Source organism: Neomoorella stamsii (assembly GCF_002995805.1).
Lineage (GTDB): Bacteria > Bacillota > DSM-521 > Neomoorellales > Neomoorellaceae > Neomoorella > Neomoorella stamsii.
Map to the genome: position 1 here is coordinate 78,682 of NZ_PVXL01000055.1, position 20,741 is coordinate 99,422.

The 20,741-nt window shown below is 53.8% G+C and carries 17 protein-coding genes and 2 tRNA genes; 15 read left to right on the forward strand and 4 right to left on the reverse strand.

What is annotated here, in order from left to right:
- Positions 1 to 77: 77 nt before the first annotated feature.
- Genes MOST_RS12460 through surE form a run of 3 tightly spaced genes read left to right on the forward strand, consistent with a single transcriptional unit; the run spans position 78 to position 1,934 of the window.
- Entirely contained in the window at positions 78 to 1,028 is a 951-nt protein-coding gene (locus MOST_RS12460; protein ID WP_054937624.1) for a tetratricopeptide repeat protein, read from the forward strand.
- Positions 994 to 1,149 carry a YpmA family protein gene (locus tag MOST_RS12465; RefSeq protein WP_064774443.1) on the forward strand — a complete coding sequence of 52 codons (156 nt, stop codon included), beginning with the start codon at positions 994 to 996 and terminating at the stop codon, positions 1,147 to 1,149. The genes MOST_RS12460 and MOST_RS12465 overlap by 35 nt, the downstream gene beginning before the upstream one ends.
- A 2-nt stretch (positions 1,150 to 1,151) precedes the next feature.
- Positions 1,152 to 1,934 (forward strand): 5'/3'-nucleotidase SurE, encoded by a 783-nt coding sequence (gene surE, locus MOST_RS12470; RefSeq protein ID WP_054937625.1) that lies wholly within the window; start codon positions 1,152 to 1,154, stop codon positions 1,932 to 1,934.
- On the opposite strand, the gene MOST_RS12475 is transcribed toward surE, so the two are convergent.
- Positions 1,895 to 3,436: a putative polysaccharide biosynthesis protein gene (locus MOST_RS12475; RefSeq protein WP_083476755.1), complete on the reverse strand. Its 1,542-nt coding sequence runs from the start codon at positions 3,434 to 3,436 to the stop codon at positions 1,895 to 1,897. The genes surE and MOST_RS12475 overlap by 40 nt on opposite strands.
- A gap of 184 nt (positions 3,437 to 3,620) precedes the next feature.
- On the opposite strand from MOST_RS12475, the gene fusA reads away from it, so the two are divergent.
- A complete protein-coding gene (fusA, locus tag MOST_RS12480) occupies positions 3,621 to 5,666 on the forward strand; it encodes an elongation factor G (RefSeq protein ID WP_054937627.1) in 2,046 nt (681 codons plus the stop codon).
- A 211-nt stretch (positions 5,667 to 5,877) separates the two neighbouring features.
- On the opposite strand, the gene MOST_RS12485 is transcribed toward fusA, so the two are convergent.
- Positions 5,878 to 5,953 (reverse strand) — tRNA-Trp (locus tag MOST_RS12485).
- 123 nt (positions 5,954 to 6,076) lie between these two features.
- On the opposite strand from MOST_RS12485, the gene MOST_RS12490 reads away from it, so the two are divergent.
- From MOST_RS12490 to MOST_RS12510, 5 genes are all read left to right on the forward strand, one after another.
- On the forward strand, positions 6,077 to 6,919 hold the full coding sequence (locus tag MOST_RS12490) for a PHP domain-containing protein (protein ID WP_054937628.1): 843 nt from the start codon (positions 6,077 to 6,079) through the stop codon (positions 6,917 to 6,919).
- Positions 6,920 to 6,921: 2 nt separating this feature from the next.
- Entirely contained in the window at positions 6,922 to 7,851 is a 930-nt protein-coding gene (locus MOST_RS12495; protein WP_054937629.1) for a D-alanine--D-alanine ligase, read from the forward strand.
- A gap of 110 nt (positions 7,852 to 7,961) precedes the next feature.
- The gene (locus MOST_RS12500) at positions 7,962 to 10,694 is read left to right on the forward strand and encodes a UPF0182 family membrane protein (RefSeq protein ID WP_054937630.1); all 2,733 of its coding nucleotides are present in this window, start codon (positions 7,962 to 7,964) and stop codon (positions 10,692 to 10,694) included.
- A 69-nt stretch (positions 10,695 to 10,763) separates the two neighbouring features.
- Positions 10,764 to 11,468, forward strand: a complete 705-nt coding sequence (locus tag MOST_RS12505) for a two-component system sensor histidine kinase NtrB (RefSeq protein WP_054937631.1) — start codon at positions 10,764 to 10,766, stop codon at positions 11,466 to 11,468.
- Between the two features lie 73 nt (positions 11,469 to 11,541).
- Positions 11,542 to 13,833 (forward strand): vitamin B12-dependent ribonucleotide reductase, encoded by a 2,292-nt coding sequence (locus tag MOST_RS12510; RefSeq protein ID WP_054937632.1) that lies wholly within the window; start codon positions 11,542 to 11,544, stop codon positions 13,831 to 13,833.
- Positions 13,834 to 13,836: 3 nt separating this feature from the next.
- On the opposite strand, the gene MOST_RS12515 is transcribed toward MOST_RS12510, so the two are convergent.
- Entirely contained in the window at positions 13,837 to 14,481 is a 645-nt protein-coding gene (locus MOST_RS12515; protein WP_054937633.1) for a CBS and ACT domain-containing protein, read from the reverse strand.
- A 112-nt stretch (positions 14,482 to 14,593) separates the two neighbouring features.
- Between MOST_RS12515 and MOST_RS12520 the strand changes: the two genes are divergently transcribed.
- The 4 genes from MOST_RS12520 to gltX are packed head-to-tail and all read left to right on the forward strand — an operon-like array spanning position 14,594 to position 18,186.
- Complete coding sequence (locus MOST_RS12520) at positions 14,594 to 15,061, forward strand: HAD family hydrolase (protein ID WP_054937634.1); 468 nt, start codon at positions 14,594 to 14,596, stop codon at positions 15,059 to 15,061.
- A 32-nt stretch (positions 15,062 to 15,093) separates the two neighbouring features.
- On the forward strand, positions 15,094 to 15,549 hold the full coding sequence (locus tag MOST_RS12525) for a CBS domain-containing protein (protein WP_054937635.1): 456 nt from the start codon (positions 15,094 to 15,096) through the stop codon (positions 15,547 to 15,549).
- A gap of 18 nt (positions 15,550 to 15,567) precedes the next feature.
- Positions 15,568 to 16,701, forward strand: a complete 1,134-nt coding sequence (locus MOST_RS12530) for a glycosyltransferase family 4 protein (protein WP_054937636.1) — start codon at positions 15,568 to 15,570, stop codon at positions 16,699 to 16,701.
- Positions 16,702 to 16,713: 12 nt separating this feature from the next.
- Positions 16,714 to 18,186 carry a glutamate--tRNA ligase gene (gene gltX / locus MOST_RS12535; protein WP_054937637.1) on the forward strand — a complete coding sequence of 491 codons (1,473 nt, stop codon included), beginning with the start codon at positions 16,714 to 16,716 and terminating at the stop codon, positions 18,184 to 18,186.
- Positions 18,187 to 18,298: 112 nt separating this feature from the next.
- Here the strand turns inward: gltX and MOST_RS12540 are convergent.
- Positions 18,299 to 18,372: transfer RNA gene (locus MOST_RS12540), tRNA-Gln, on the reverse strand.
- A gap of 258 nt (positions 18,373 to 18,630) precedes the next feature.
- Between MOST_RS12540 and MOST_RS12545 the strand changes: the two genes are divergently transcribed.
- Both MOST_RS12545 and MOST_RS12550 read left to right on the forward strand, forming a co-directional pair.
- Positions 18,631 to 19,311, forward strand: a complete 681-nt coding sequence (locus MOST_RS12545) for a response regulator transcription factor (protein ID WP_083476757.1) — start codon at positions 18,631 to 18,633, stop codon at positions 19,309 to 19,311.
- A complete protein-coding gene (locus MOST_RS12550) occupies positions 19,308 to 20,720 on the forward strand; it encodes a sensor histidine kinase (protein WP_054937638.1) in 1,413 nt (470 codons plus the stop codon). The genes MOST_RS12545 and MOST_RS12550 overlap by 4 nt, the downstream gene beginning before the upstream one ends.
- The last annotated feature ends 21 nt before the right edge of the window (positions 20,721 to 20,741 follow it).

The window sequence follows — 20,741 nt, forward strand, 5'->3', positions numbered from 1 at the left end:
GGTATATTTGGGAGGAAATGGTATAGAGGAGGACGAAAAATTAAGGACAGGATGGATATGAAAAGGAGCGATGCACCGTGTCCAGTCCTGTCCAAAATCCAGTTTACAGCCGGGACCAGAAGCCAGTTGCCCTCTCCCAAAAGGTAACATTACGTAAAGAAGAGCAGGCCTGGCAGCTGCTGGAACAGGGTCGCTTTCACGAGGCGGTTCCGCTTTATCAAAGAATCCTTCATACCAGGAAACGTTATGCTGCCGGGTGGAACAACCTGGGTTATTGCCTTCTTAAAATGGGAGAGGCAAAGGAGGCCCTGGCCTGTTACCAGAAAGCCCTGAAACTTGCCCCCAGGGATGCCGACATTTTAATTAATACCGGGCTCTGTTACCAGCGCCTGGGGCAATGGCAGGAAGCTTGTCGTTGCTTCCAGCTGGCCAGCCAGTATGGTGCCGGGGATGCCGATCTCCTGAATAACATAGGTGTCTGCCTGGCCCAGCTCAACCGTATTGAAGAAGCCATCAAATTTTACCACCAGGCCCTGGCCCTGGCTCCCCGGCAGGGGGAAATTATCGCCAACCTGGCGGCCGCCCTGGTCCAGGGCCGGCGCTGGCTGGAAGCAATTGAATGCCTGGAAATGGCCCTGCGCCTGTTACCGGCGGACGTCTCCGTACTCAATAATGCCGCCACCTGCCTGGAAGCCCTGGGTAAATATTACCTGGCTGCCCCCCTCTATGCCCGGGCCCTGGCCCTCCAGCCGGGTGACCTGCAGGTTAGACTAAATTATGCCGCCTGTTTGATGAAATTAAGTCGTTTAGAGGAAGCCCGGGAAGTCCTGGAAGAATTGTTGCGCCTTGACCCCCGGCACGGCGATGGCTGGCAACTGCTGGGAGCCCTGTATGATGCCATGGGTGAGCCTGAAACTGCCGCCTGCTGTTACAACCGGGCCTGGGGATTGACCCCTACCAGGGAAGAAGGAAGGAAGGAAGGGATGACCCAGCATGCGCCTGCTGGCCAGCAAGAGTTTTACCAGTAACGATGAATTATATAAAATCGTCGACTTATTAAATAAAACCCTGAAGGATTATAACCTCATGTTTGGCCTGTCCAAAGATACAGGTGGGCAAACCATGACCCTGTCCATTTACGAGGTGTAACATTGCTAATCCTGGTAACTAACGACGACGGTATCCACGCGCCGGGTATCAAAGCCCTTAGCCTGGCCCTGGCGGCCATCGGCAAGGTGGTCGTTGTAGCTCCTGAAAGAGAACGCAGCGCCATCGGCCACGGCATAACCATGCATAAACCGTTACGGATTACCGAAGTCCCCTGGGAAGAGCCCATCGGCAAGGGCCTGGCCATTAACGGCACCCCTGCCGATTGCGTCAAACTGGCCCTGGACGCCCTCCTGGAGGAACCACCGGCCATGGTTGTCTCCGGTATTAACCGCGGTGAAAACCTGGGCACCGATGTCCTTTACTCTGGTACCGTCTCGGGGGCTATTGAAGGCTGTATCAACGGCCGGCCTTCCCTGGCGGTATCCCTGGTGGGGGAAGGAGAGTTTGATTTTACCTTTGCCGCCAGTTTCACGGCCCGCCTGGCCCGGGAAATACTCAAGCGGGGGCTGCCGGATGGTACCTTGTTAAACCTGAATATTCCTCACCTGCCTGAAGCTGAGATAAGAGGGATAGCTATCACCCGCCTGGGCCGGCGGCGCTACATCAATACCGTCAGCTGCCGGCAGGACCCCCGGGGGCGGGCTTACTATTGGTTGGCCGGTGAGAAAGAGGATCTTGACCAGGGCCCCGATACCGATATCGGCGCCTTGAGCCGCGGCTTGATTTCCCTGACACCTCTGCAGCTAGATTTAACCCATTACGCCTTTCAGGAGGAATTAAGCACCTACCTGCCTTTTCTTTGGCCGGGCCACGGTAATAAGTAAAGATGGTTGGGGTTAATCATGCCGGAGCCGAAGAGGATTAAGAGATAGATTAACCCGCTGCCGGTAATAGTCTGAATAAGACGCCAGGTAGCCGGTACAGCCGCGAGAACCGTCCAGAAAAAGGAGGCGGCCAGGGCCAGCCCCCCGGCGGCCACCGCCGGCCAGTAAACAAAGGTCCGCAGATCCAGGCGTAAAGGGGTATACCTGGACAGAGCAAGGAGGTTTAAAATAGCCGTCGTAGCGCTACCCAGGTTCACCCCCAGGGCAGCTCCTGTAATCCCCAGCAGGGGGGTAAAGAAATAAATCCCCAGAATATCTACAAGCCCGCCGGTAACGGTGGTCCGGAGAACGGTCGGCATAGCCCCCAGGCCATTAAGAATGCCGACGGTAGTTTGTTCCAGGTAGATAAAAAGGCTGCCCCAGGAAAGCATTTGCAAGGCTACCCCGGCAGCCGGCGTAGAGAAAATAAGATCACAAAGGGGTGTAGCCAGGAGATAAAAGATTACCACAAAGGGTAAACCGCTTAATACCGTAAGTTTTAAAGCCTGCCGGCAACGTTTAGATAACAGATCATAATCCTTCATGGCCTGGGCTTCAGCAATAGCCGGGACCATAGCCATGGCTACTGCCACGGTAATGACCATGGGCAGGTAAACCAGGGTCAGGGCGATGCCGGCATACTGGCCATAAATAGTCGTCGCTTCCGCTACACTTACTCCCCAGCGCTGCAGCTGGCGGGGGATCAGCAGGGCCTCCAGGGTCAACATAACCCCGCCGGTTGCCCGGGCCAGCATGACCGGCAAGGACAGGCGCGCCAGGGGTAAGATATCGGCTTGCATTGAACCTTCCTGGTAGATAGCAACATCATAGTAGGAACGTGCCCGCCAGAAAATAACGATACTTATAACCAGCCCTGCCAGTTCCCCTAGGACCATACCCATAGCCAGGCCGGCGGCAGCCATAGCCACCCCGTAGGGGAGGAAATGGAGGCCAAAGAAGAGGCCGGCGCCTACCCGTACCACCTGTTCGCTTACCTGGGCCAGGGCCACCGGTTGCATCAGTTGCAGTCCCTGGAAATAGCCGCGAAAGGCCGAGCAAGTACAGACCACGGGGAGGGCCAGCAGCATAACCATAAAAGCCTGGTAAACCCGGGCATCGGCGAAGATCCTGCCAGTTAGATAAGGAGCCAGAAACCATAAAATTAAGGCTGCTATGAGCCCGCTACCGGCTAAAAAGAGCAGGGAAAGGCGGAAAACACTGCGTACCTTTCCCCAGGCCTGGATAGCCACCCTTTCCGCTATTAACTTGGCCAGGGCCACCGGCACACCGGCCGTAGCGATCATTAATACCAGGCTATAAAAGGGAAAAACCATTTCATAGAGGCCCATGCCTTCGGCGCCAATGAAACGTACCACCAGGATGCGGTAGGCAAAACTGATAATCCGGTTTAACAGGCTGGCCAGCATGAGAATAGCAGCACCCTGCCAGATAGATGCGCGCATACTTTCACCCCATCTAAACTTATGCCGGCCGGGAAATGTTTAGAAGAACCAGAAGTGGGGAAAAGTAGAAACGGCCTATCTTAAAAATATTTGACTAGAAAAAGAGGATTTTTGCAAAGAGAAGGCTAATATATACCTTGTTAAGTTTCCGTTAACAGCAGAAGGATGAGGAGGGCTTAATTTAATGAAGGTTTACCCCAGTACCAATATCCGTAACGTTGGCATTGTAGCCCATGGCGGCGCCGGCAAAACGAGCCTCACGGAAGCACTGCTGTATAATGCCGGGGCCACCAAGCGTTTGGGCCGGGTTGACGAGGGCAACACCGTAACCGACTACCACCCGGAAGAAATTAAACGCAAGGTAACCATTAATACCTCCCTCGCTTTTGCCGAGTGGCAGGATCATAAGATAAATATCCTTGATACGCCGGGTTACAGCGATTTCTTTGGTGACGTCGTAAGTGCCTTACGGGTAGTTGATAGTGTACTGGTAGTTGTCAGTGCCGTGGCCGGGGTAGAAGTCCAGACTGAGGTTGTCTGGGAAGAAGCCGAGGCCCGTCACCTGCCGCGGCTGGCCTATGTTAATAAAATGGACCGGGAAAACGCCAATTTCCAGAAAGCCATAGAATCCATGCGGGAACGTTTGAGCGGTCGTATTGTCCCCGTCCAGCTACCCATAGGAGCCGCCGAAACCTTTAGCGGTGTCATCGATATTCTCAATCAGAAGGCCTACACCTATGACGGTAACGGTAATGAAAAAGAGGGCCCTGTCCCGGCTGAATACTCCGGCGAAGTTGCGTCTTTACGAGAAGCCCTGGTTGAAGCTGCTGCCGAAGGCGATGATGAACTTTTAATGAAATACTTGGAAGGCGAGGAACTTACGCCGGATGAGGTGCGCCTGGGTCTCAAAAAAGCCATTGCCGAAGGAAAAGTGGTACCGGTCCTCTGCGGTTCGGCCCTGAAAAATATGGGGGTTAGACCCCTGCTAGACTATATTGTGGACTATTTACCTTCGCCCGTAGACGTGGCCGGTAAAACAGCGGCCGAACTGGAAAAGGAAAGCCTGGCCGCCCTGGTATTCAAAACCCTGGCCGATCCCTATGTCGGCAGGTTAAGTATGTTCCGGGTCTACAGCGGCGTTCTGAAATCGGACTCTACCGTTTACAACGCCAACCGGGAAAGTGAAGAAAAAATCGGCCAGCTTTTTGCCCTCCAGGGCAAAAACCAGGTAGCCGTTACCGAAATGCGGCCGGGGGACATGGGGGCCATTGCCAAATTGCAGGTTACCACTACCGGCGATACCCTTACCAGCAAGGCCAGCCCGGTCAAACTGGAAGGAATCAATTTCCCCGAACCGACCCTTCCCGTGGCCATCCGGCCTAAAAGTAAAGGTGATGAAGATAAGCTCAGCAATGCCCTGGCAAGGCTACTGGAAGAAGACCCGACTCTGCGCCTGAGTAAAAATACCGAGACCAGGGAAACCATTCTCACCGGTATGGGCGAGTCCCACCTGGATATTACCCTGGAGCGCCTGCAGCGGAAATTTGGCGTCGAAGTAGAAATGAGCACGCCCAGGGTACCCTACCGGGAAACCATTCGCGCCAGCGTTAACCGGGTGGAAGGCAAGCACAAGAAACAAACCGGCGGTCACGGCCAGTACGGTCATGTCTTTATTGACATGGCCCCCCTGCCGGACAAGGAATTTGAGTTTACCGAAACCATCTTCGGCGGTGCCGTCCCGCGGCAGTATATTCCGGCCGTGGAGAAGGGCATCCGGGAAGCCATGCAGGAAGGGATCCTGGCCGGCTACCCGGTAACCAATATTAAGGTCAACCTGGCGGACGGTTCTTACCATACGGTAGACTCCTCGGAAATGGCCTTTAAGATTGCCGCCGGGATAGCCTTCCGCAAGGCCGTGGAACAGGCCAAGCCGGTACTGCTGGAGCCAATTATGAATGTAGAAATTATTGTACCCGAACAGTTTATGGGAGACATTATGGGCGATTTAAACGGCCGCCGGGGACGGATCCTGGGAATGGAACCCCAGGGTAAAAATCAAATCATCCGCGCCCAGGTACCCCTGGCCGAGATGTACCGCTACGCCATCGACCTGAAGTCCATCACCCAGGGCCGCGGCCACTTTAAAATGGACTTCGCCCAGTACGAAGAAGTCCCGGCCAGCATTGCCGAAAAGATTATCCAGGAAGCCAGGAGAGAAAAGGAAGATTAGGCAGCTTGCAGCCCCCTCGCCAGGAGGGGGCTTTGATTTCTCGTTTTTCAGGGCTACAGGTTTAATTATATTTAATTGTGAAAATAAGTACAATAATAGATGTGGAGGAAAAGCGGAGAAATAGGGAGGGATGGAGGGTTAAGCATAATTTAACCAGATTTTCAATGGAAAAGCGAAAGCGCCGCAATCCTTGCGGCGCCTTACATTTTCCTGGCAGGGGTGGCAGGGCTCGAACCCGCAACCAACGGTTTTGGAGACCGCTACTCTACCAGTTGAGCTACACCCCTACAGCAACTTTATTATACCCCCTTTCCGCTTGTCAGTCAAGCCGTCGTTTTTTTACCGCCAGGCAGGTTTCTTTTTTTATAAGCCGAATATAGATATAATGTCAGCTTTTAGAGGTGTTGCCCTTGGTATATGCCGACCTCCACATTCATACCCTGGCTTCGGACGGCAGCCTGGCGCCGGCTGCAGTCCTGGAACAGGCGAAAAAAATCGGTCTCAAGGCTCTTAGTTTTACCGATCATGAAAGCCTTGCCGGTTATTACCAGGCTTGCAATTATGCCCGGGAACTCGACCTGGATCTCCTGCCTGGAATTGAAATGGTTACAAGTTTTAAAGGTCAGGAAATCCATCTCCTGGGCTATAACTTTGATCCCTATTCTCCCGTACTAATCTCCGCTTTACAAACTATCTGCCGGGAACGAAATTTCCTTGCCCGCAAAGTTATCCAGCGCCTGCAAGCCCTGGGTTTTAATATCAGCTGGGAGCAGGCCTTGAAGCTTATCCCTCCCGGCGGCGTCCTGGGTAAAAACCACATCCTGCAGCTCTTACGGCAGGCCGGTTATATCCGGGAACCTGCCCAGACAATCAAATTTTTGCGGTGTTATTTATCCCCCGGTGGCCTGGCCTACATCCCCTATGAAGGTAACCCCTTGCCCCGGGCGGTATCCTTGATTCACGCCGCTAATGGTATCGCCATCCTGGCCCATCCCGGCCTGATCAGGGATGAAGGACTGTTAGAGCTCATCCTGGAAGAGGGCATTGACGGCCTGGAGGTATTTTATTATTATCTAGGGGATAAAGGGAGAGATGCTATCCGTTATTTCTACCGGCTGGCCCTGGAACGGCGGCTTCTCATTACCGGTGGCACCGATTTCCACGGTATTTATACGCCAGTAGAAATGGGCTCTATGGGCATTTCCGCCAGGATGGTTGCCAGGCTAAAGGATTATAAGGAGGCACCTGTATAAACATGAAAATCGCCGTCTTAATGGGTGGCCCTTCTTCCGAAAGGGAAATTTCCTTAAAGAGCGGGGCTGCTGTTGCCGCCGCCCTGGTAAGCCTGGGGCACGAGGTAATGAAGATTGACCTGGATGAGGAAGTAGTTGCTAAACTAAAGGCCTTTGCCCCTGACGTTGTTTTCAATGCCCTGCACGGCAGGCCGGGAGAAGACGGTTCTGTCCAGGGCTTGCTGGAGATTTTGGGCATCCCCTATACGGGCAGCCGCGTCCTGGCCAGCGCCATTACCATGGATAAAATCATGACCAAGCGTATCTTAAGCCAGGCCGGCATTCCTACCCCTGATTTTTTGAGCTGGACTGCTGGCCAGTATGCTGCCGACAGGGAAGAGGTAAAGAAACGCATTTTAAAGGACCTGGGTTTACCGCTGGTCATTAAAGCCCCGACCCAGGGTTCCACTATCGGCACCTTTATCGTAAGGGAGGAAGGAGAGCTAGCTACCGCCATTGAAGGCGCCTTAAAGTATGACCCGTGCTTTATGGCCGAGGCTTTTCTTCCCGGCCCGGAAATAACGGCCGCTGTCCTGGGCAACAGCGATCCCCTGGTCTTACCTTTAATTGAGATTGTTTCCCATACCGGCTTTTATGATTATACGGCTAAATATACCCCTGGTTTAAGTGATCATATTATTCCACCCCGGCTGCCGGAGGCCGTCCTGGCCGCAGCCGCCTCTCTGGCCCGCCAGGCTTATATCCTCCTGGGCTGCCGCGGCTTTGCCCGGGTGGATATGATTGTTGCCGGGGGGCAGTCTCCTCAGGTCATCGAAGTCAACAGCGTGCCGGGGATGACGGCCACCAGCCTGGTTCCCGACGCTGCCCGGGCTGCCGGGCTGGACTTCCCGACCCTGGTGCAAAAAATAGTCGATCTGGCCCTGGAAGCCTGAAAAGTGTCATGTAGCAGCCCCGGTACCACGGGGCTTTTTCTTTTAACCAGGAGGAAAGGCCACCCCGGTGGCGAAGTATTACTTGTAACCCCCTGCAGGAGGTTTTTAATATGAGCATCCTGAACCGCATCCGGATAATCCTGTTAATCATCATCTTTGCCGGCCTGGGTATTGCCTTCCTGGGTTCCCATTTCCTGGCTGACTGGTACTGGTTTGGCGAAGTCGGCTACCGCCAGGTCCTCATTACCAGGCTTTTATCCGACTGGGGCCTGCGGCTGGGAGTTATATCCTTTTTCTTCCTTTTCTTTTACCTCAACCTGCTTTTTACTTACCGGGGTCTAAATTTAACTCCTTCCCCCGCCCGGGAAAGCTGGACCTTAAAAGAGTACCTGGTTGACCGTTTCGTTACCCGACGGCGGTTAACCATCCTTTACCTCCTGGTGAGCCTTATTGGTGCCTTGCTCTTCAGTCCCCTGGCAGCCGGTAAATGGCTGGTTGTCCAGCAATACCTGCAGGCAACTAACTTCGGGGTTTCTGACCCTTTATTTACCAAAGATGTCGGCTTTTACGTCTTCAAATTGCCTTTTTATCATTTTCTCTATGGCATGTTAGTTACGGCCCTGGTAGGGGCCGCCCTGGTTACCGGATTTTTCTACCTGCTTTTTAATCCAGGGGAACTCCTGGGCTTAAGCAAGGGTCGCTTTGCACGTCCCCAGGTTCATTTTTCCACCCTGGTGGCCCTCTTCTTCCTGGTCCAGGCCTGGGGTTTCCGCCTGCAGGCCTTTGACCTGGTACGTTCGCCCCGGGGTGTAGCCTTTGGCGCCAGTTATACGGATATTCACGCCTTGCTACCGGGGTATAACATCCTGGCCGGCGTAGCCGTGGCCTGTGCCTTGATTATCTTCCTCAATGCCTTCCGCCGTAACCTCAAGCTGGTAGGCATAGGTGTCTTAACTTTCATTGCTGCTTATGCCTTGCTGGTGGTTATTCTACCCCTGGCAGTACAGAAATTCCAGGTAGAGCCCAATGAGTTTGCCCGGGAAGAGCCCTACCTGCGTTTTAATATTGACTTTACCCGCCGCGCCTATGGTTTAGATAAAATAACCGTCCGGGAATTCCCGGCCCGTGATAATCTTACCCCGGCCGACCTGGAACAGGAGAAGATTACCCTGGATAATATCCGCCTGTGGGATTACCGGCCCCTCCAGCAAACCTACAGCCAGCTCCAGGAAATCCGCTCCTATTATAGCTTTAAGGATATTGATGTCGACCGTTACACCATCGGGGACAGCCGGCGCCAGGTCATGCTTTCAGCCCGCGAACTGGACCAGGATAAGCTGCCTGACCGGGCCAGGACCTGGATTAATGAAAAAATGCGCTATACCCATGGCTACGGCCTGGCCATGAATCTGGCCAGCACCGTTACCCCCGGTGGCCAGCCCGAATTTATTGCCGGCGATTTGCCCTTCCGCAGTACTGCCGGTCTCCAGCTTAACGAACCCCGCATCTATTACGGTGAGTTAACCAGCGATTACGTTATTACCGGCGGCAAGGCGGCTGAATTCGATTATCCCTCCAGCGGTGGCGATAACTTCGTGGAAACCAGGTATGAGGGCAGGGGAGGAGTAGCCCTCAATAACTACTGGCGGCGCCTCATCTTTGCCTTCCGCTTTAATGATTATCGGTTATTGATGAGCAAGGAACTGACTCCCCAGAGCAAAATCCTCTACTACCGCAACATTCAGGAACGGGTCCGCAAGATTATGACTTACTTGCGTTATGACGCCGACCCCTACCTGGTGGTCGCCGGCGGGCGGCTGTACTGGTTACTTGACGCCTATACTTTAACCAGTATGTACCCCTATTCCGAACCGGTCAATGAGGGTTTTAATTACATCCGCAATGCCGTCAAGGTGGTAATTGATGCCTATAACGGTACGGTCGATTACTATATTGTGGATCCCGGCGATCCCTTAAGCCAGACCCTGGGTAAGATTTTCCCTGGCCTGTTTAAACCCCTGGAGGCCATGCCGGCCGAACTGCGGCAGCACCTGCGTTATCCTGCGGAACTGCTGACCATCCAGGCCAGGATGCTGGCCAGCTACCACATGGAAAACACCATGCTCTTCTATAATAAAGAAGACGCCTGGAATATTGCCGAGGAAATGGTAGGCGATCAGCGCCGGGCTATGGAGCCCTATTATACCTTGCTGCGCCTGCCCGGCGAACAGGAGGCGGAATATATATTGATGCTGCCCTTCACCCCAGCGCGCAAGGTTAATATGGTGGCCTGGCTGGCGGCCCGCAACGACGGCCCCCACTACGGCCAGCTCCTACTTTATACGTTCCCTAAAAATCGTTCCATTTATGGCCCCATGCAAATTGAAGCCCGCATTGACCAGGAACCCACTATCTCCCAACAACTTACCCTCTGGGACCAGCACGGTTCCCGGGTTATACGCGGTAATCTCCTGGTCCTACCCATTAAGGAAGCATTGCTCTATGTGGAACCAATTTTCCTCCAGGCCCAGGAGAGCAAGTTGCCGGAACTCCGCCAGGTGGTAGTAGCTTACGGGGAGAAAATAGTCATGGCCGATACCCTGGCCGGCGCCCTGAAGGCCATTTTCGGTGACCGGGCACCTGTTACCCCGCCACCGGCAACAACGGTACCTCCTTCCGGCCCGCTTACAACTAGCAATTTAGCAACTTCCATCCAGGAAGCCAACCGCCTTTACAGTGAGGCCCAGGAAAAACTAAAACTGGGCGACTGGGCCGGTTATGGCGAAAACATGAAGAAACTGGGCCAGCTTCTCCAGGAGATGCAACAAAATTATCGCCAGTAATCTCCTGCCAGGAGGAAAAATGGCCATCTTGTGGAAATGTATTAGTTATGGGCCGGAGGTGAGAGGGTAGTGGCTTATTCTTTTCCTGAAGAGGACCGGGAATATTTAACAGAAAAACTGGCCATTGTCGGTGAACTGGCTGCCGGTATGGCCCACGAAATCCGCAATCCTCTAACTTCCATTCGCGGTTTTTTACAACTCTTACAAACTAAATTTGACCCCCAGGCCCTCGAGCAGGAATATTTCGCCATCATGTTTGACGAACTCGACCGCATCAATAATATTATCAAGGAGTTCCTGTCCCTTTCCAAGCCTTCCCAGCCCCAGCTGCAGATAACGCCTTTTGGCCAGCTGGTGGCCGAGGCCCTGCTCCTGGCCGAGCAGGAAGCTATAATGCATGAGGTAAAACTGGTCCAGCACCTGGCACCAGATCTGCCCCTTTTATGCCTGGATCCCGGCCAGATTAAACAGGTTATTCTCAACTTGACTTCCAATGCCATCCAGGCGGCTGGTCCAGGAGGCAAGGTAATTGTGACTTCTTACCTGGATACGACTAACGGCCAGGTCGTCACCACCGTTGAAGATAATGGCCCGGGGATTCCCCCGGAACAGTTAAAATTAATCTTCGAGCCCTTTTATACCACCAAGGAAAACGGCACCGGCCTGGGCTTAACCTTGAGCAACCGTATCGTTGCCGGCCATGGTGGTAAAATAGAAGTTAAAAGCAAAGTAGGGGAGGGAAGTTGTTTCAGCATTTGCCTACCCATAACTTAAACTGGAACCAGTGGATAAAGTGGATAACTATGTAGATAACTTTCTTTTATGTCAATTTATGGATGGTGACAGAATGAAATTAACAGACAATGCCCGCTTAATACTCGAAAAACGTTACTTGAAGAAAGAAAATGGTGTCCCGGTGGAAACACCGGAGGAGATGTTCCGCCGCGTGGCCGGGGCGGTAGCCGGGGCGGAAAAAATTTTCAACCCCGCCTTGACAGAAGAGCAGCTAGAAGACATAAGCCTGCGCTTTTACCAGCTCATGACCAGCTGGGACTTTTTACCCAACAGCCCCACCCTGATGAACGCCGGCCGGGAGCTGGGCCAGCTGTCGGCCTGCTTTGTCCTGCCGGTGGAAGACAGTATGGAGGCCATCTTTACCGCGGTTAAGGATGCGGCCCTGATTCATAAAAGCGGCGGGGGAACAGGCTTTTCCTTTTCCCGCCTGCGGCCGAAAAACAGCCCCGTACGCTCTACCGGCGGGGTAGCCTCCGGCCCCGTATCCTTTATGAAGGTTTTCAATGCCGCCACCGAGGCCATCAAGCAGGGAGGGACCAGGCGGGGGGCCAATATGGGGATCTTACGGGTGGATCACCCCGATATCCTGGAATTTATCAGCTGCAAGGAAAATAACAATGAACTAACTAACTTCAACATCTCCGTGGGCCTGACAAAGGAATTCATGGAAGCCCTGGCCCGGGACGATTACTATGAGCTAAAATTTGGCGGCAAAGTATACCAGAAGCTGAAAGCGCAGCAGGTATTCGAGGAAATCGTAAACCATGCCTGGGCCAACGGCGAGCCGGGCATCATCTTCCTGGACCGTTTAAATGAAGATAATCCCACCCCTGAACTGGGAGAGATAGAAGCCACCAACCCTTGCGGCGAACAGCCACTGCTGCCCTATGAAGCCTGTAACCTTGGCTCCCTGAACCTGGCCAATATGGTCCGGGAGGGCGGCGTAGACTGGGAGAGGCTTGCGGAAACAGTTTACTGGTCGGTACGCTTCCTGGATAACGTTATTGAGATCAACGAATTCCCCCTGGAAAAGATAAAGACCATGGTCATGGGTAACCGGAAAATCGGCCTGGGAGTCATGGGCTGGGCCGATATGCTTTTCTTGCTCCGGATTCCTTATGATACAGAAGAAGCAGTCGAGCTGGGCCGCCGGGTCATGGCCTTTATTCAAAAAGAAGCCCGCCAGGCTTCCCGGATGCTGGCGGAAGAGCGGGGCAGCTTTCCCAATATCGACAGGAGCATTTACCGGGGGCAGAAGCTCCGCAATGCTACCTGCACCACCATTGCCCCTACCGGTACCATCAGCATGATTGCCGGTACCAGTTCAGGGATAGAACCGGTTTTCGCCCTGGCCTATACTAAGAACGTCCTGGATGGCGAAAGCCTTATTGAGGTCAACCCCGTTTTCCAGGCCTACATAGAGGAAAATTTTGCGCCGGATGAGGCCAGGTTAATTTTCCAGCAAATTGCCGCCGGGACAAGTATCCATGATATTAAGCAGATCCCGCCGGATATGCGCCGGGTTTTTGTCACGGCCCTGGAAATCGCCCCGGAGTGGCACATCCGCATGCAGGCCGCCTTCCAGGCCAGTACCGATAATGCCGTGTCCAAAACGGTTAACTTCCCGCCCGGTGCCACCAGGGAAGATGTCCGCCGGGTCTATGAACTGGCCTACCAGCTGGGTTGTAAAGGGGTGACAGTCTACCGTTCCGGCAGCCGGGAACAGGAAGTGCTGGTCAGCGGCACCAAAAATACTACTGTCAAGACGCCCTCCGGCCAGAAAACCCATCCCCGGCCGCGGCCGAAACGTACCTGCGGCGTTACCGAGCAGGTTAAGACGGGTTGCGGTAAAATGTATATCACCGTCAATTATGACCAGGAGGGTTTAATCGAAACCTTTATCACCACCGGCTCTTCCGGTGGCTGCAGCGGATTTACCGAAGGTGTCAGCCGGCTGATTTCCCTGGCCCTGCGGGCCAATATCGCCCCGGAGGCCATTATTGACCAGCTCACCTCGGTAAGCTGCCCCAATTTCTTACGGCGCCGGGCCACCGATAAAAGTATAGTCGGTAAATCCTGCCCGGACATCATCGGCCGCGTCCTGGCCCAGGAGCTGAAAAACTGGCACGACCACGGTTCTTACCAGCTACCATCTGATTTCAGCGCCCGCGCCCTGGCCGAGATTAGCGCTACCATTGAAAACCAGCAGGCCAGTTTCCAGCCTTTAAGCCCGGCTGCAGAAGCCGAACTCATCCAGAAGGGTATCTGCCCGGAGTGCGGTTCTAACCTCCATTTCCAGGAAGGCTGCGTCACCTGCAGCTGTGGCTTCAGTAAATGCGGTTAAAATTCAGCCGCTATAAGAACTCACATGGACTACCCGGTAGCCCCCGGCTTCCAGAGCGGGTAGGAGATTGCTGACATCATCTGTTGCCAGCCGCAGGACGACATAGGTATGGACATCGTCTTTATGGCGGTTGGCAACGTTAATAATATTAATGCCGGCGTCTGCTACCCGCCGGGCAATGTTAGCCAGGACACCAATGCGGTCTTCTACTTCCAGGGTAACCCTCACACCCGGGCGCCGCAGGCCAAAGAGTTTAATCAAAGCCTCAAAGAGGTCGGTCTGGGTAATAATACCGACGAGCTTTTCCTTTTCCATGACCAGGAGGTTGTCAATTTTATGCTCCCGCATCAAAAGGGCCGCTTCTTCAATGGTCATATCTGGAGGAACGGTAATGGGGCGTTTAATCATGGCATCTTTAACCGTCATCTTGGCTACCAGGTAATTGACTTCAAAGGCGCTGAGGGTTGAAGCCGGGGAAGGAGAAACCCTTAAGATATCCCGTTCAGTAACCAACCCTACCAGCCGTCCATCCTGGACCACAGGTAAGCGCCGGATTTTATGCTTCTTCATTAGCTCGAGGGCATCCAGGACGGAAGTCTCCCTGGTAACTGTAATGGGATTGGGAGTCATATGGTCGCGTACAAACATCCTGGCCAACCTCCTTTGTTAATGTCTAATTAATTTTATTTCGTTTACCCTGATATAAATCCTGCCGGCAAGCAGGAAGAACATTATAAATATTTTTGGCAGGGAAAAGCACATGCTAATTTATGAAGTACCCGGGCGCAGGATAGAAATTCACCAGGTAGTCCTGGACTTTAACGGTACCATTGCCTGCGACGGCCAGCTCCTGCCGGGGGTGGCAGAGCGCCTGCAGGCCCTGGCGGAAAGGCTTAAGGTTTATATCCTGACGGCCGATACCTTCGGTACAGCTGCCGCTGCCTGCCGGCACTTGCCGGTGGTATTAACTAAAGTCGACAGCCAGGCCGGCGGGCCGGATAAGGAACGTATAATTACGGAATTAGGAGCAGAACATACAGCTGCCATTGGCAATGGCGTCAATGATGCTCAAATGCTCAGCCGGGCCGCCCTGGGTTTGCTGGTTTTAGGACCCGAAGGAGCCGCCTTCCAGGCCCTGCAACAGGCGGACGTGGTTTTTACCAGTATCCTGGCCGCCCTTGATTTCCTCTTAAAACCCCAGCGGGTAGTAGCTACCCTGCGACCGTAGTGATATAATAAGTTTAATGGGGGGAATAAACCGTGATCCTGGCCAGGGATATTATGACTACCGATATAGTTGTCGTCCACCCGGATGATATGGTTGGTGATGTAGTCCAGCTTTTTGTCCAGAAGGGCGTTACCAGCGCTGTTGTTATTGATAAGGAGGGTAAGATCAAGGGCATAATTACCGATGGTGATATCATGGCTGCCGTTCGCCAGCGGCGCCCGGTTTTTGTCGATCTTTTTAATTCGCTCTTTGTCCTGGAAGACAATAATGATTTAACCACTAAGGTCCAATTCCTCACCGCCAGACCTGTTAAAGAAATCATGACGCGCAGAGTTATTGCCGTCAGGGAAGACGCCAGTATCGCTGAAATCGCCGGTTTAATGACGGACCATAAAATCAAGCAGGTGCCAGTTGTCCGCGAAGGCCAGCTAATAGGGCTCGTACGGCGCCACGATATTGTCCAGGCTGTTGCCCGGAATGCCACCTAAAGAAAGGCGGCTCCAAAATTGCATATTGGCATTTTCACTGACAGCTATTTACCATATACCAGCGGGGTAGTAAGATCCATTGTCACCTTTACTAATGAACTGCGGAACCTGGGTCACCAGGTATCTATTTTTGCTCCCAGTTATGGTAAATGCCGGCCCGAAAAAGACATCTACCGTTTCCGTTCGCTAAAGGCACCTACCTTTAAAGAATTTGCCCTGGCCATCCCGGTGGCGCCGGCTTTGCCCAGGGCCTTGCGGGAGTTAAGGATCGACCTTATCCATGTCCATTCACCTTTTTTAATGGGGCAGCTGGGGGCACGGATGGCCAGGCAGCTGGGGCTACCGCTGGTGGCCACTTATCACACCCTTTATGAAGAATATGTGCACTATTTTCCCCTGGCACCCAGGCTGATGCGCAAAGCAGTCCGCCATTATACCGTATCTTTTTGTAACCGTTGCCAGCTGGTAATTACACCGACAGAGGTCATTACCGCTTACTTACAGGAAAACGGCGTCAAGGTACCGGTGGTTAGTATCCCCACTGGTATTGAACTGGACCGCTTTCAAAACCTAGATCCCACCTGGTTGCGCCGCTACCTGCAACTACCACCGGGGGAGGTCATGCTCCTCCATGTAGGACGCCTGGGTAAGGAAAAAAACATCACCTTTATCCTGCAGGCCTTTGCTCTTGTACACCAGCAGGTACCGCATACCCGCCTGGTCCTGGTGGGTAGCGGCCCCTTAAAGGAAACCCTGCAAAGCCAGGCCCGTTCTTTAGGAATCAACCAGGCCGTTACCTTTGCCGGGTCTTTTCCCTTTGAACAAATGCCGGCCGTCTATGCGGGGGCCGACTTGTTTATTTTTGCTTCAGTCACCGAAACCCAGGGACTGGTAATCGCGGAAGCCAAGGCTGCCGGCCTGCCGGTAGTTGCCGTCAAGGCCTACGGTGTCGAGGAAATGGTTGTCAATGGAAAAGATGGTTTTTTAACCCCACTAGATATAAATGCCTTCAGCGCTTGTGTGTTGCAATTAGTTAAGGATTTAAGCCTCAGGCGGCGGATGGGTGAACAGGCCCGTCATAATGCTGCCGGCCTTGCGGCAGCGGCCATGGCCCGCCGCCTGGAAGCCCAGTATCAAGTGTTATTAAGATAGGAGTGTTGTCGTTTGTCCACGGTTCGTGTCCGTTTTGCCCCCAGCCCTACCGGCAGCTTACATATCGGCGGGGCTCGTACAGCCTTGTTTAACTGGCTCTTTGCCCGGCACTATGGAGGTGCCTTTGTCCTGCGTATTGACGATACCGATACCGAACGTTCGACGGATATATCCTACCGGGAAATCCTGGCCGCCATGCGCTGGCTGGGCCTTGATTGGGACGAAGGACCGGAAAAGGGCGGCCCTTATGGACCTTATCTCCAGTCCCAACGCCTGGAGTTTTACCGCCAGGCGGCAGCCCGGCTGTTAAATGAAGGTAAAGCCTACCTCTGCTACTGTACCGTGGAAGAACTGGCCACCCGGCGTAAGATTGCCCAGGCCGAAGGTCGCCCCCCCATGTACGACCGCCGCTGCCGTTATCTTACGCCGGAAGATCGTACCCGCCTGGAAAAGGAGGGGCGGCAGCCGGTTATCCGGCTGGCAGTTCCCGACCAGGGTACAACGACCGTAAAGGATATTGTTCGCGGTGATGTCTCCTTTGATAATGATACCATCGATGATTTTATCATTGTTAAATCCAATGGCATGCCAACCTATAATTTTGCCACCGTGGTTGACGATCACTTAATGCAGATCAGTCATATCATCCGGGCTGAGGAGCACCTCTCCAATACTCCCAAACAGATCCTGGTTTACCAGGCCCTGGGGTATGAGTTACCGGCCTTTGCTCATGTGCCCATGATCCTGGCCCCCGACCGCAGCAAGTTAAGTAAACGCCATGGTGCTACTTCGGTAGAAGAATACCGGGATGAAGGTTACCTGCCGGAAGCCATTATCAATTACCTGGCCCTCCTGGGGTGGTCACCTGAAGGGGAAGAAGAAATTATCCCTTTGGAGGAGATGATTAACAATTTTTCCCTGGAGCGAGTTTCTAAAAATGCCGCTATTTACGATACCAAAAAGCTAACCTGGATTAATGGCCACTACCTGCGGGAGGGTGACCTCGACCGGATCACTCGCCTGGCCGTGCCCTTTTTACAGGCTAAAGGGCTCCTTCCTGACCCGTTACCGGAGAAGGATTATGACCATGTCCGGGCCATCATTGTTGCCGTCCGCGACCGGGTCAAGACCCTGGCCGAAGTGGCCGATGCCGCCAGCTATTTCTTTACCGATGTAACCACCTATGAGGAAAAGGGTGTCCGTAAGCACTTCAGTAAACCCGGGGCCGCCGCCCTATTGGATGAAGCCAGGGAAGAGTTGGCAGCTTTACCCCAATTTACTGCCGCGGCAGCTGAAGAGGCTTACCGGACCCTGGCTGAAAGAAAGGGGATAAGTACGGGGCAGCTTTTCCATCCCACCCGCCTGGCAGTCACCGGCCGCACCATGGGCCCCGGCCTCTTTGAGATTCTGGAATTACTGGGTAGGGAAACCGTCCTCGAGCGCCTGTCCCGGGCCTCCAGGTGGATCCGGGAAAACTCGGCTTAGTAAAAGGGAGGGGCCAGTAACAGCATACTGGCCCCTTAGCAATATTGGTATAGACTTGCAGGCGTTATAAAAAGCAAAAACCCCCTTCCAACAGGAAGGGGTAGATAATTTCTGGCTGCGGGACCAGGATTCGAACCTGGGCAACATGATCCAGAGTCATGGGTGCTACCGCTACACCATCCCGCATTGTTTTCCCGCGCAAAAAGTATATTAGCACAAAACCACGTTAAAGTCAAGGCGTACCCGGTTTCATTTTTGGGGACTCAGGCCAACCTGTAAGTTACAGCAATCTACAACTATATAACCAGCTTAGCGCGAGCATAAGTTCCTGGCCCCTTCGACAAAGGGCAGGGCGTCCTCCCGGCCGGCATAAAACACGGGCCGCTACCCTTGACAGTATTTTAACCCCGCGTTATATTTGAAACAACTTGAGGGGTGATATTTTTGCGGACCCGCATCCTCGTTGTCGATGACGATGCCAAGATTACCTCCATGCTAAAAAGGGCTCTGACCTACGAAGGTTATGATGTAGAAGTCGCCAGCAACGGTCACCAGGCCCTGGCTCTGGCGGCTAGCCAGCCCGACCTCATTGTCCTTGATATCATGCTGCCCGGCATTGACGGCCTGGCCGTATGCCGGCAGTTGCGGGCCCACAGTGATATTCCCATCCTCATGCTAACGGCCCGGGATGATACCGCCGACAGGGTCCTGGGATTGGATACCGGGGCCGATGACTACCTGGTTAAACCCTTTGCCCTGGAAGAACTGCTGGCTCGCATCCGCGCCCTACTGCGGCGCCGGTCCCGGGGAAAAGAGCCAAAAATCCTCCAGTACAGCGATTTAACTTTAAATACAGCCACAAGGGAAGGAAAAAGAGGCGCGCGAACCTTTACCCTCACAGCCAAGGAGTATGAACTACTGGCTTATTTCCTGCAAAATCCCCTCCGGGTCCTTACCCGCGACGAGCTCATGACCCGCATCTGGGGTTATGATTTCAGCGGCGAATCCAATGTACTGGAAGTTTACATTGGCTATTTACGCTCCAAGCTGGAAGCGGGGGGCGAGCCGCGCCTTATCCAGACGGTCCGCGGGGTGGGCTACGTCCTCAAGGAGCAACAGCCATGACCCTACGCTGGCGCCTTACCCTTTTAGTTACTGTTATCCTGACCCTCACCTTTCTCGTCCTGGGAAGCCTGGTCTACCTCTTCATGGGACGCTACCTGACCAGTGCCGTTGATCGTTCCCTGGCTTTCCGCGCCCAGGAGGTCGTCAGCTCCATAAAAGTCGAAAGCAATTTCCTGCGCCAGCAGCGTATCACCCTGCCCGATGTTAACGTTTTTGCTGCTCCCGATATCTTTTTGCAAATAGTCGACAGCGAGGGCTTTGTGGTTACCAGGTCGTACAATTTAGGCCGCCAGACCCTGCCGGTGAGACCCCAAACGTTAATCCAGGCCCGCCAGGGTATTGCTTTCTTTACGACAGAGGCCATCGATAATTACTCCTTAAGGGTTTACAATGTACCCCTCCTTCTCAGGGGCCAACCGGTGGGCTTGCTCCAGGTAGCTACCATTTTAAGTACCGTGGAAAAAACCCTGGGCAACCTGCGCCGGGTACTTATCTTCCTGGGCCTGGTTGCTGTTTTAATGGCTACCATCCTGGGCTATATCCTCGCCCGGGCAGCCCTCAGGCCTATCGAGCGCCTGACCCAGGTGGCGGCACAGATAGGGGAGGGGAGGGATCTGGCCCAGCGCGTTCCCTACCATGGCCCCATGGACGAGATCGGCCGGCTGGCGGCCACTTTTAATGCCATGTTGGGCCGCCTGCAAAGGGCCTACACCCGTTTGGAGGAAGCCTACAGCGCCCAGCGCCGCTTTGTTGCCGATGCCTCCCATGAATTGCGTACCCCCCTGACCACCATCCGCGGTAATGTGGATTTACTGCGTAAAATGAAGGGTGCGGACATGGCAACCCAGGAAGAAGCCCTGGCTGATATAGCCAGCGAAGCCGAACGGATGAGCCGGCTGGTGAATGACCTCCTTACCCTGGCCAGGGCGGACGCCGGCCAGGAAATTAAACGCGAGCCCATGGAAATAGCCGGCCTTTTACAGGAAGTAGCCCGCCAGGCTCCCTTGCTGGGCGAGGCCTACTTTACGGCCACCGGCCTTGAAAACCTGACGGGAAGGCAGATCATGGGCAACCGGGATTATTTAAAGCAATTACTCTTTATCTTACTGGATAATGCCTTTAAATACACTCCTACCGGGGGTGAGATCGAGCTGGCGGCATCTGTTAAACCTGAAGGACTGGTTATCGAGGTGAAGGATACTGGGCCCGGCATTGCTCCCGCAGATCTAGAGCACATTTTTGAACGCTTTTACCGGGCCGACACCACCCGCAGCAGCGGCGGTACCGGCCTGGGGCTGGCCATTGCCCGCTGGATTGTCGAGCAACATCAGGGAGAGATTAAGGTAGAAAGCAGGGTAGGAGAGGGTACCACCTTCACGGTTATCCTGCCATTGTTAAAGACGCCATAAATGCCCCATGAAGTTCACCGG